Source organism: Streptomyces sp. NPDC007856 (assembly GCF_042868225.1).
Lineage (GTDB): Bacteria > Actinomycetota > Actinomycetes > Streptomycetales > Streptomycetaceae > Streptomyces.
The window spans coordinates 355,605-367,039 of the sequence record NZ_JBIAEC010000008.1; the positions used below are offsets into that span (position 1 = coordinate 355,605).

Annotated in this window: 10 protein-coding genes, 1 tRNA gene and 2 pseudogenes; 9 read left to right on the forward strand and 4 right to left on the reverse strand. The window is 70.5% G+C overall.

What is annotated here, in order from left to right; translation table 11 throughout:
- Window positions 1-2: 2 nt before the first annotated feature.
- Complete coding sequence (locus ACFYOH_RS21600; protein ID WP_388627712.1) at window positions 3-290, reverse strand: hypothetical protein; 288 nt, start codon at window positions 288-290, stop codon at window positions 3-5.
- 166 nt (window positions 291-456) lie between these two features.
- Window positions 457-588, reverse strand: a pseudogene (locus tag ACFYOH_RS21605) (IS5/IS1182 family transposase); the annotation flags it as partial.
- Between ACFYOH_RS21605 and ACFYOH_RS21610 the strand changes: the two are divergent.
- From ACFYOH_RS21610 to ACFYOH_RS21625, 4 genes and pseudogenes are all read left to right on the forward strand, one after another.
- Window positions 584-790, forward strand: a pseudogene (locus ACFYOH_RS21610) (replication initiation protein); the annotation flags it as partial. The pseudogenes ACFYOH_RS21605 and ACFYOH_RS21610 sit on opposite strands and share 5 nt — an antisense overlap.
- On the forward strand, window positions 787-987 hold the full coding sequence (locus ACFYOH_RS21615; protein WP_388627714.1) for a helix-turn-helix transcriptional regulator: 201 nt from the start codon (window positions 787-789) through the stop codon (window positions 985-987). The pseudogene ACFYOH_RS21610 and the gene ACFYOH_RS21615, both read left to right, overlap by 4 nt.
- The gene (locus ACFYOH_RS21620) at window positions 987-1,655 is read left to right on the forward strand and encodes a hypothetical protein (RefSeq protein ID WP_388627716.1); all 669 of its coding nucleotides are present in this window, start codon (window positions 987-989) and stop codon (window positions 1,653-1,655) included. The genes ACFYOH_RS21615 and ACFYOH_RS21620 overlap by 1 nt, the downstream gene beginning before the upstream one ends.
- Window positions 1,634-2,338 (forward strand): tyrosine-type recombinase/integrase, encoded by a 705-nt coding sequence (locus ACFYOH_RS21625; RefSeq protein WP_388627718.1) that lies wholly within the window; start codon window positions 1,634-1,636, stop codon window positions 2,336-2,338. The genes ACFYOH_RS21620 and ACFYOH_RS21625 overlap by 22 nt, the downstream gene beginning before the upstream one ends.
- A 171-nt stretch (window positions 2,339-2,509) precedes the next feature.
- Here ACFYOH_RS21625 and ACFYOH_RS21630 read toward each other — a convergent pair.
- Window positions 2,510-2,582, reverse strand: a tRNA-Arg gene (locus ACFYOH_RS21630).
- Window positions 2,583-2,855: 273 nt separating this feature from the next.
- On the opposite strand from ACFYOH_RS21630, the gene ACFYOH_RS21635 reads away from it, so the two are divergent.
- The 4 genes from ACFYOH_RS21635 to ACFYOH_RS21650 all read left to right on the forward strand — a co-directional run bounded on the left by ACFYOH_RS21635 (window position 2,856) and on the right by ACFYOH_RS21650 (window position 10,017).
- On the forward strand, window positions 2,856-4,463 hold the full coding sequence (locus ACFYOH_RS21635; RefSeq protein ID WP_388627719.1) for a dynamin family protein: 1,608 nt from the start codon (window positions 2,856-2,858) through the stop codon (window positions 4,461-4,463).
- A gap of 267 nt (window positions 4,464-4,730) precedes the next feature.
- On the forward strand, window positions 4,731-7,190 hold the full coding sequence (locus ACFYOH_RS21640) for a GTPase (protein ID WP_388627721.1): 2,460 nt from the start codon (window positions 4,731-4,733) through the stop codon (window positions 7,188-7,190).
- A gap of 662 nt (window positions 7,191-7,852) precedes the next feature.
- Window positions 7,853-8,341: a single-stranded DNA-binding protein gene (locus ACFYOH_RS21645; protein WP_388627722.1), complete on the forward strand. Its 489-nt coding sequence runs from the start codon at window positions 7,853-7,855 to the stop codon at window positions 8,339-8,341.
- A gap of 311 nt (window positions 8,342-8,652) precedes the next feature.
- Window positions 8,653-10,017 (forward strand): TQXA domain-containing protein, encoded by a 1,365-nt coding sequence (locus tag ACFYOH_RS21650; RefSeq protein WP_388627746.1) that lies wholly within the window; start codon window positions 8,653-8,655, stop codon window positions 10,015-10,017.
- A 13-nt stretch (window positions 10,018-10,030) separates the two neighbouring features.
- Here the strand turns inward: ACFYOH_RS21650 and ACFYOH_RS21655 are convergent, their stop codons facing one another.
- Entirely contained in the window at window positions 10,031-10,279 is a 249-nt protein-coding gene (locus ACFYOH_RS21655) for a hypothetical protein (protein WP_388627724.1), read from the reverse strand.
- A 473-nt stretch (window positions 10,280-10,752) separates the two neighbouring features.
- Between ACFYOH_RS21655 and ACFYOH_RS21660 the strand changes: the two genes are divergently transcribed.
- On the forward strand, window positions 10,753-11,157 hold the full coding sequence (locus ACFYOH_RS21660) for a nuclear transport factor 2 family protein (RefSeq protein ID WP_388627725.1): 405 nt from the start codon (window positions 10,753-10,755) through the stop codon (window positions 11,155-11,157).
- Window positions 11,158-11,435: the final 278 nt, after the last annotated feature.

Sequence of the window (11,435 nt, forward strand, 5' to 3'; positions counted from 1 at the left end):
GACTAGTGCTCCGCGCTTGAGATCTTCTTACGGTTGGCCTTCTTGAGGATGTCGTCTGCTGTCTTGGTCCAGGTGAATGGGTGGGCGCGGTCGTTCCAGCCGTCAATGTACGTGCGGAGCTTGGCGTTGAGGTCTTTGACCGAAGTGTAGGTGCCGAGGTGGATGGCTTGTCGTCCGGCGATCGAGAACCAGCCTACGACGAGGTTCATCGAGGAACGGGTCAACCGCTCCAACTCGCCGCGGTCACCCTCGCGCAACACCAACGCCGCAGCAGGACGATTCGCCGCCACTTTTGAGAGCTTTTAGGGCTTGCATGGCATTGGGGCGGGTGTGAGGTTTTTGTCGAGGAGGGTGAGGACGTTGACGTGGGTGTATAGGACGGCTTCGGATTCCGGGCCGGCGAAGGGAGGGCGGCCGGTGAGGAATTCGTAGAGCATGCAGCCCAGTGAACCTCTTTCATCCTGAGTATTGGCAGGTCAAGAGGGCGTGAACGGCTGCCACGGTCCGGCCGATGCGGTTGGTCGAGCAGCGTGCTTGTCGCAGCAGTCGCCAGGATTTGAGGCGAGCGAAGGCGCGTTCGCCGGGCGACTACCGCGCTGCCCAGGAGGTATCCGTCCTCGGCCTCGACGACCGCGAGCCGGACACCGTCCTCGTCCTGGCGGACTGGCAGTACGCCGCCCACGGCCGCACGCCGGGTGAAGCCGCCCTCGCCGCGACCATCGCCCGCGACCTCCAGACCAACCGCGAAACCGCCCGCGACGCCCTCCAGGACGAAGGGAGCACGGAATGACCACGGCCATCCGGTCACGACGCACCATGCTCACCCTCGCAGGGGTCTGCGAGGAACTGGCCATCTCCCGCTCGACCTTCTACGACTGGCGGGCCAAACGCCGCGCGCCGCGCTGCATCAAGCTCCCGAACGGCGACCTCAGGATCCGGCGGAGCGACCTCGACCACTGGCTCGACGACTGCGAGGACGCCGCCTGATGGAGACGACGTACGACGTGAAGACCTACAAGATCCTCACCTACAAGGGCGTCCGGAAGACCACGTACACCGTGCGCTGGGTGGTCGCGGGCAAGCGCTGGCGTGAGCCCTTCAACACCGTCGCGCTGGCCGAAGGCTTCCGTTCTGAGCTCATCCGTGCCACGGGCAAAGGCGACGCGTTCGTCGTAGCCACCGGTCTGCCGGTGTCCCATCGCTCCAAGTCGGCTGCCATGAGCTGGTACAAGTTCGCGGTCGAGTACGTGGATGCCCGTTGGTCTCAACTCGGCGGTAACAGCCGCAAGAACATCGCCAAGACCATGACCGCCACCACCATCGCCCTGCTGTGGGCCAAGCCCACCCAGTTCGCACCTGCGGCCGTACGCACCGCGCTGCGTGATTGGGCTTTCAACACCAACCGGTGCCCGGACGCACCCCGAGACGTGGTGGCCATCCTCAAGTGGGTCGAGCGGAATTCCCTTCCCGTCTCGGCCTGGGAGGACCCGGAGAAGGTCGACCAGGTCCTGCAGACGATCGACACGCGCCTCGACGGCAAGCAAGCGGCGGCCTGGTCCCGGAAACGCAACCGCCGGATCCTCAACGTGGCCATGAAGTGGAGTCGACGGCTGCCACGAAGACCACGAACGCCGTGGACAAGCGATCCTTGTTGAACCCCGAGCAGGCGGCGGCAATCCTCGACTGGATTCGGCGCCGGCCGCGCGGTGGCAAGCGGCTCCACGCCTTCTTCGCCACGCTGTACTACTGCGGCCCTCGGCCCGAGGAAGCCGTAGCGATACGGGTGGAGGACCTGACCCTGCCCGAGCCCGACGCCGACGACCAGTGGTGCGAGCTGCTGATCCATACGGCGACTCCGGAGGTCGGGAAGCAGTGGACCGACACGGGGGAGATCCACGAGCAACGCGACCTGAAAGGCCGCGCTGAGGGCGAGACGAGCACGGTGCCGGGGCATCCGTCCCTCACGCGCATCCTGCGACAGCACATCGAGGACGAACAGCTCCAGCCGGGTGATCTGCTGTTCCAGGGGGAGTCGGGCGGCATTCTCGCCGGTGCCGTCATCCGCCGGGCGTGGCACAGCGCGCGTAAGGCCGTACTGCCCCCGCACGTCTTCGACTCGCCCACTGGGCGGCGCGTGTACGACAACCGGAACACGCGCCTGACCAAGTGGCTCAACGACGGCATCCCGCCGGCCCAGGTGGCGGAGTGGGCCGGGAACAGCGTGGCCGTGCTCCTGGCGACCTACGCCCGATGCATCGACGGGCAGCTGCCGGACCTGAAACGGCGGCTGGAAGCCGCGGGCGACCTCCCGGAGGCGGAGGTGCCGGGCGCTGGCTGATCTTCCCACCGCTTGGGAACTTCGACACGGCCACCCGCGAAAACCCGGTGACAGCCGGACAGCCCCGGAGTCTTCCCTTGATCATCAAGAGGGCGCCCGGGGCTTCGCCGTGTCGGCTGGCACCCGCCCTGACCAGCAAAAAGCCCTCCCCAGGGGGAGGGCGGAGACTTGCGCCCCCGGCAGGACTCGAACCTGCGGCCAAGCGCTTAGAAGGCGCCTGCTCTATCCACTGAGCTACGGGGGCCTGGTGGCGGATCCAAGGATAAAGCTCCCTGTTCCTGGACCCTGTCGCTTCGCCTCCGTGGCTCGATGTGGAGGTTTGGTGAAGCGATCCCGATAATCGCAGGCAGGTACGAATCGTGCACCACTTTTGGCGTCCGGCGCACCGGGTGTTGTGTACTCGTTATGCCTGGGCTGCACCCGTGTCCCGGTCGCCCGTTGCGCCCTTTCTGTCCCGTCGGCGCGCAGACATATCCATATGCTTCAGAATTCCCCTAAAATTGGGCATTCTTCGCATGTGGTGACCTTGGACGTTCGGCCTCAGCTGCTCGACACACTCTCCGCACTGCGCGACCGTGTCGCCGCCGCACGCTTTCCGCTGCCCCTGCCCGGGGCCCCACGCGCGCGTGCCAACCGCGACGAGCTCCTTGCGCAGCTCGACGACTACTTGGTGCCGCGCCTGCGGGAGCCCGAGGCGCCGCTGCTGGCCGTCGTCGGCGGCTCCACCGGCGCCGGCAAGTCGACGCTCGTCAACTCGCTCGTCGGCCGCCGGGTGAGCGAGGCGGGTGTGTTGCGGCCGACCACCCGGACGCCGGTGCTCGTCTGCCATCCGGAGGATCATCACTGGTTCAGCGGCATGCGCGTGCTGCCGGATCTCACGCGCGTGTGGGCGCCCCAGGAGGACCCTGACGACCTCCCGGTCCCCGGCGACCGCCCCGCGCGCGTACTGCGCGTGGAGAGCGCCGACACCCTCCCGCGCGGACTCGCCCTCCTCGACGCCCCCGACATCGACTCCCTGGTCGCCGACAACCGCGTCCTCGCAGCCGAGCTGATCTGCGCCGCCGACGTCTGGATCATGGTCACCACGGCCGCCCGCTACGCTGACGCCGTCCCCTGGCACCTGCTGCGCACCGCCAAGGAGTACGACGCCGCCCTGGTCACCGTCCTGGACCGCGTTCCCCACCAGGTCGTCTCCGAGGTCTCCCGGCAGTACGGCGCCCTGCTCACCAAGGCCGGCCTCGGCGACGTACCCCGCTTCACCGTGCCCGAGCTGCCCGAGTCGGCCTGGGGCGCCGGCCTGCTGCCCGCCACCGCTGTCGCGCCGCTGAGGAACTGGCTCGTGCACCATGCCCAGGACCCCGCCGCCCGGGAGCATGTCATGGCCCGTACGACGTACGGTCTCCTCGACTCCCTCAAGTCCCGCATGCCCGAGCTGGCCAGTGCCGCCGCCGCCCAGTACGCCGCCGCCGTCCGGCTCATCGCCGTCGTGGACGCCGCCTACGACAGCGAGCACGCGCGCGTGCGTGGCCGGCTCCAGTCCGGCGCCGTACTCGCCGGGGACGCCCTCAAACGCTGGCGCGCCTTCCCCCTGGACTGCACCCCCGGCGAACTCATCGACGCCCTCGTGGCGAGCCTGGCCGCGCTGCTGCTGTGCTCCGTCACCGCCGCAGACGAGCGCATCGACGAGGCCTGGCGGCGCGACCCGGCCGGCGCCGCCCTCGCCCTCGCCGCCGGCGAGTCCACCGCTGAGAGCACCGAACACCGCATCGGTGTCGCCGTACGGCGCTGGCGGCGCGAGCTGGAGGAATACGCCGAGGACGAGGTACGCGAGCTGGAACGCGCCGCCTCCGCACCCGACCCGGAAGCCGTCGCCGCCCTGGTCACCACCGCGCTGCTCGGCGGACGCCGGGCGCGCAGCGCGGGCGAGGGGCTCGCCGAGCGGATGGGGGCGCACGGCGCGCTGCGGCTGCGCGACCGGGCCGGGCGGCTGCTGGATGAACACGTCGACCGCGTCCTGCACACCGAACGCGAGCGGCGCCTCGCCCCGCTCGATGCCCTGGACGTCCATCCCGAGCCCCAGGCCGCGCTCATCGCCGCGCTGTCCGTACTGCAGAAGGAGAGGTGACCGGTGACCGCCGTCACTGACCAGGACCACACGGATCACACCGACCACATGAGGCGCGTTGGACGCATGAGGGACATGGAGCCCGGCAGCCATGGCAACGAAAGGGGTAGCGGGCCCGTGGAACATGGCGGTCACGTGGGGTCCGGGCTTGTGGACCGCGTGGAGCCCGCGGAGCCCGTGGATCGTGTGGAGCCCGTCGATCGCGTGGCGCACATGAACCGCGTGGATCGGTTCGAGTACGTGGATCGCTTCGGGTACCACGCAGGTGTGGCCGAGCGTGCAGGGCGGCTTGGGGGCGGTCGGAGCCCGCGTCCCGGTTCCGGCGAAGGGCCGGCGGCCGGGGAGGGGCACGTCGGGGATCGTGGTCGGGAACGGGGCGCGGACGTCCGCGACACGTCCGACGCCTCCAACCCCTCCAACGCCTCCAATGTCTCCAATGCCTCCGCGCACATCGCCGGTGAGCAGACAGACGACCGGAACGTCGCCGACCCGGGCCCCGAGAGCCCGTCCAGCGGGCCGCACGCGCGCGTGCGGGGCGGGGACGAGGGTGCGGTAGAGGGCGACGGCGGAGCCGTGGACCGGGAGAACCCGGACGAGCGGGGAGCGAAGCACGCCGACGCCGCAGGCGCCACGCAGCTCCATCTGCCACACCCGCTCCCGCACCCCACAGCCGAGCCGAGTCCCCCCGCCAGACCCGCTCAGCCGGCCAAACCGGCGCCTCCAGTCCCGCCTCTCACGACGCTCCCAGCCCCGGTCGTATTCACGCCGACCCCCGCCTCCCGCGCGACGGCGGACGCAGACGCCGCCCGGGCGCCCAAGCTCTCGGATCCCTCGGAGCCCTCGCGGTCGTCGGACTCCTCGCTGCCGCCGAAATCCCCCACGTCCCGTGAGTCCCCTGAGTGTCCTGAGCTCCCAGGATCGCCTGAGTCCCGCAGGCCCCTCCAGTCCTCCGAATCCCTCAAGCCCACCGAGTCCCCCAATCCCCCCGAGTCCCCCGACTCCTCCGAGCCCTGGGACGACGGTCTCATCGCCCGGCGTGTCACAGAGGCGACGGCCGCCACCCTCGCCGCCGAACGCGCCTCCGCCCTGGACAGCGGCGGCCGCCTGCCCGGCAGCCAGACATCGGCCCCGCTCGCGTACGACGGCCGGCTGCGCTCCCGGCTGGACGCCCTGCGCGAGTTGGTCGGGCTCTCCCGGACCCGCCTGGACAGCCGTACCCTCGCCGAGGCGGGCCGGGTGCTGGACGAGGCGGCCGCACGCCGCAAGCTCTCCGGCGGACACACCGTCGTGGCCATCGCGGGCGCGACCGGCAGCGGTAAGTCGCAGTTGTTCAACGCCCTTGCCGGAGTGGCCATTTCGGAGACCGGCGTACGACGCCCGACCACCGCCGCGCCCATCGCGTGCAGTTGGAGCGACGGCGCGGCGGGTCTCATCGACCGGCTCGGCATCCCGGGCCGGCTGCGTCGCCGTCCGCTGCAGAGTGCGGAGGCCGAGGCGCAGTTGCGCGGGCTGGTCCTGGTCGACCTGCCCGACCACGACTCCGCAGCCGTGGAGCACCGTAAGCAGGTCGACCGGATCCTGAAGCTGGTCGACGCGGTGATCTGGGTGGTCGACCCGGAGAAGTACGCCGACGCCGTGCTGCACGAGCGCTATCTGCGGCCCATGGCCGGGCACGCGGAGGTGATGTTCGTCGTACTGAACCAGATCGACCGGCTGCCCGGGGAGGCCGCCGACCAGGTCCTGGACGATCTGCGCCGACTGCTGGACGAGGACGGCATCGCGCTCGGCGAGTACGGCGAACCGGGCGCCACCGTGCTCGCGCTGTCCGCGCTCACCGGCGACGGCATCGGCGAACTGCGCGAGACCCTCGGCCAGTTCGTGGCGGAGCGCGGCGCGGCTGCCCGCCGGGTGTCGGCCGACGTGGACGCCGCCGCGGCCGGGCTGCGGCCCGTGTACGCCACCGGGCGGCAGGTCGGCCTCAGCGAGGAGGCGCGCGAGGAGTTCGCCGACCGGCTCGCGGACGCTGTGGGCGCAACCGCGGCGGGCGAGGCCGCCGAGCGGGCCTGGCTGCGCAACGCCAACCGCGCCTGCGGCACGCCCTGGCTGCGACTGTGGCGCTGGTACCACTCCCGGGGCGAGTCCACGACGGGCCGCATCCCGGTGCGGGCGGCCCAGCCCGAGGAGGAGGCCACGGCCCGCCAGCGCGTCGAACAGGCGGTCCGTACGGTGTCCGACCGGGCCTCGGCCGGGCTGCCCGCGCCATGGGCGCAGGCGGTGCGCGAGGCGGCCGTACGTGGGTCGCAGGGGCTGTCGGAGGCGCTGGACGAGCTGGCGGCGCGGGCGGGACTGCCGCCGGGCCGGCCGCCGCGGCCGGGCTGGTGGCCGGCGGCGGTGCTGGCCCAGGCGGCGATGACCCTGCTGCAGGTCGTGGGCGGTTTGTGGTTGCTCGGCCAGATCGTCGGTGCCATGACGCCCAACCTCGGCGTTCCGGTGCTGCTGATGGTGTGCGGGATCGTCGGCGGACCGCTGGTGGAGTGGGGGTGCCGGATGGCGGCGAGAGGCCCGGCCCGGCGCTACGGCCAGGAGGCGGAACGGCGGCTCCGGGAGGCTGCCGCCGGCTGCGGCCGGGCACGGGTGCTCGATCCGGTGGCGGCGGAGCTCTTGCGGTATCGGGAGGTCCGGGAGCAGTACGGGCGCGTTGCGCGGGGTGGGGTGGACGTGGGGTGAGCCGGGGCGGGGGTGAGTGTGAGCGCAAGGGGCCTCGGGTGTTTCCGGGGCCTCCGGCGTTTTTTGGGCGGAGGGGCTCGGGTGTTTTCAGGGGCTCAGGGGCTCAGGGGCTCAGGGGCTCAGGGGCTTCCGCGTTGATCCGGGTGAAGGGTGATCCGTGGGTGATCGGCGGGTTCCCGGGGCGGGATGACGGCGTGGGCGGGCGCGGGGGTGCAGATGGCGGCCGGCGATGGGGTCACTCGTGCGGGTGGCGGGGTTTTCCACAGGTGGGGCGGTCGTCCACAGCTCTCAGCGGGCTCCGTCCGGCGGAGGCACTCTGGGGTCGCGGCGATCGCACGGCGGTTCCGGCCTGAGGGACGGTGGCGGACGGTGCGCGCGATCGGCGGGATGTGCGGGCACGTACGGCGCTCGTACGCGCCCGCACGGCAGACATGCATGAAAGACCAACGCGGCGGACCAACGCGGCGGACCAACGCGACGGACGAACGCGACAGACCAACGCGGCGGACGAACGCGAAAGACACAAACGACAGACACAAACGACAGACACAAACGACAGACACACACGACAGGCATGCAAGACGGACACGGCGCCGTACAGGACGGCCCCGTGCGCGTGTCCGCCCGGTCGGAAGGGCCGGGCGGGGGAGGGGAGTGAGGACATGAACGAGACCACCGTGTGCGTGGTGGGCAACGTGGCGACCCGGCCGGTGTACCGGGAGTCGGCCGCGGGGCCGTCGGCCCGGTTCCGGCTGGCGGTGACCGCGCGCTACTGGGACCGGGAGAGGAACGCTTGGACGGACGGGCACACCAACTTCTTCACGGTGTGGGCCAACCGGCAGCTCGGGATGAACGTGGCCGCGTGCGTGGAGGTGGGCCAGCCGGTCGTCGTACAGGGCCGGCTGAAGGTGCGCACGGAGGTGCGCGAGGGGCAGCAGCAGTGGGCCTCCGCCGACATCGACGCCGTGGCGATCGGCCACGACCTGTCACGCGGTACGGCCGCCTTCCAGCGCTCGGCAAAGTCGGAGGCACCGGTGACGGGGACCCGGCCGGAGCCGAACTGGGAGACACCGCATCCCGCCAGTGCCGGCGTCGTGGACGAGGGAGACGCTGTGCCCCAACAGGCGGCGGAGCCAGTGGCGGTGACGTGACATCAGGCCGGCTCGGCAGAGCGGAGGCGGACCGGGGCCCTGGTGGCCCAACGCCCCGTACGAACCGGTGGATTTGTCGATATGCCCAGCTCATGGACGGTCCCGGCGATAACGATTACGGATCGGATCGCCCATCAGATCATCCGACCGGCAGGAGAGGCTCCGGCTGATTCATAGGATGCCGGGCGTGCCCCTAGGGGCTGCCGATTCTGCTGGTGGGACCGTCCCCCGCGTCCAACGGGTCCTGCTCGAAGGGGAATTCTGTGCTTGCTGCGCTCTGTGGGTTCAGCCGTTCCGCCGGAGCGGCCCGCCTGGCCGCCGCCACGACGGTGACCGGCCTCGTGGCAGCCGGTGTGCTGTCCGGCGCCGGTACGGCCGTGGCCGACGGGACCGACGGAAGACCGCAGACCCAGGGCGGGGCGACGGCCACGATCAACGGTCTGAAGACCTACGGCGAGGCGGTGATCCACGAGGACGGCGGCGACCAGCGCGTGGAGGCGGGCCTGTTCGAGATGTCCGTCGACGGCGGCGGCACCCTCCGGACGTACTGCGTCGACCTCAACAACCCCACCCAGCGCGACGCCCTCTACCAGGAGATGCCCTGGAGCGGCACCTCGCTGGGCGGCAACAAGGACGCCGGCCGGATCCGCTGGATCCTGCAGCACTCCTATCCCCAGGTCAACGACCTCGCCGCGCTCGCCCGGCAGGCCGGCGCCGGCACCCTGACCGAGCAGGACGCGGCGGCCGGCACCCAGGTGGCCATCTGGCGCTACTCCGACCACGCGAAGGTCGACGCCGTCGACCCGCAAGCCGAGAAGCTCGCCGCCTATCTGCAGAGGAGCGCCCGCGCCCTCGGCGAACCGCAGGCCTCGCTGACCCTGGACCCACAGGCGGTCTCCGGGCGGCCGGGGGATGTGCTGGGGCCGGTGACCGTGCACACCAACGCGGGCACCGTCACGGTGAGTCCGCCGCCCGACGCGGCCACCAGCGGGGTGCGGATCACCGACAAGACCGGCAAGGTGATGACGTCCGCGCAGGACGGCACCCAGTTGTACTTCGACATTCCCGAGGACGCCACGAACGGCGCGGCGCAGCTGACCGTGCAGGCGTCGACCACGGTGCCGGTGGGCCGTGCCTTCGCCTCCGACAGCCGCAGCCAGACCCAGATCCTGGCCGGCTCCAGCGAGTCCACGGTCTCCGCGACCGCGACCGCCACCTGGGCGGACGAGGGCGCCATACCGGCGGTGTCGGCCCGGAAGAACTGTGCCAAGGGCGGCCTGGACATCTTCGCGGCCAACAAGGGCGACAAGTCCTTCACCTTCGAGCTGATGGGCGCCGAGCACACCATCCCCGCGGGCGCCTCCCGCACGGTGACCGTCCCGCTCCAGGAGGACCAGGCCTACGACTTCACGATCACCGGACCCGATGGCTTCAGCCACCGCTTCACCGGGGTCCTCGACTGCAAGACGCAGGGCGCGATCACCACACGGACGACCCAGGTCCACAACGAGCCCAGCCCCGCCTCGGTCGGCGGTACCACGGCCCCCGACACCAACCTCGCCGCGACGGGCGGCTCCGCGATCACCCCGCTGATCGCGGGCGTGGCCATCGGCTTCGTGGTGATCGGCGGCGCGGTGCTGGTGGTACTGCGCAAGCGGGAACAGCCCGGCGACTGAGCCAGGTCCGCCGTCACGCCTCGTCGTTCTGCGCGCCGGGCCCGTCCTGAGGGGTGCTGGGCCCGTCCCGGGGAGTGTCGGGAAAGATCAGCTCTGCCGAACCCCCCACCATTCCGACAGCCCCCAGTCCGCCGAGCGCCAGCCGCCCGAGGACCTTGGCACCATGCCAGTCGTGCGGAGTCCCGAAAACCACCCAGGCACCCAACGCGATGCCCGCGATCATGACCGCCAGTCCGCTGATACGACGTAAGCCGTGACTCATGGGCTCATGATCGCCCATCACTGATCAGCGCTCCACTGTCACAGAGACGAACGAGCCACCCTTCGACAACAAGCAAACACCCAGGTCAGAGCCCCCCGGCCTAACGGGTTTCCATCCGGGCCTGGCTGTCAGGCAAGATGGGGTGTTACTTGCCAGGGGAGGGCATGAAAAGGCCCTCACCAGCGGTTTCTTCGCCAATGAGGGGCTGTGTCGGGCGGCTTGGGCGGTCTGTGGGCCGTCGGTCGGGGAGAGACGCTTCAGGGGTCGATTGCGGGTGGCTTGCCCGCGACGCTTCAGAGGCCGAGATCGGCACGCATGACGGGCAGGTGACGGTAATCCGACACCGTTCCAGGGAAGTCGGCCGCCCTCCCCGATCCAGCCAAAGGGAGGACTTGGCCGCCCATGTCCGCCTGGCCCTGGGCCGGCTGCGGCCCGGAGTGCCTAGGCTGGCGCCGCTACGGAAGGACGGTGCCATGGATGCTGACTCCCGGACCAGGGCCGCGATCGAGGAGCACTGGCGGGCCTCGGAACGCGGGAACACCGAAGCCGAGCATGCTATCTACGCCACGGACGCAATTCTGGACTACCCGCAGTCAGGTGAGCGGTTCCGGGGCCGCGCGACGATTTCCGCGCAACGCGGCGGGCACCCGGCCGAGCGGCACTTCACCGTCCAGCGGATCACCGGCCATGCGAATCTGTGGGTGAGCGAATGCGTCATCACCTACGACGGTGTGCCTTCGTACTCGTTGAGCATCATGGAATTCGCTGACCAGCACGTGGTGCACGAGACGCAGTACTTCGCCGACCCCTTCGACGCGCCAGCTTGGAGGGCCGCGCTTGCGGAGCCGATGCCGGGCCGGACCATCGCTGGAGCCTGATTCCTGGCCTGGCTCGGCAATCATGGGTTCGCCGAGACAGGACACAGAGAAACCCCTCATCGGCAGGTTTCCCACCGATGAGGGGCCAACTCAGGCAGCCTTGGCCGTCTCCGGGCCGTCATGGGGTGTGTCAACTTAACGGCTGATCTTGGTAGTTGAGGTGTCAGTTGTTGCTGGGGGTCGGGCGGCCCTCGAAGGCGATCTGGAACGCGTTCAGGGGTGCCTTCCAGCGCATGGTCCACCGTTTGCGGCCCTTCCCCGTTGGGTCCAGGCTCATC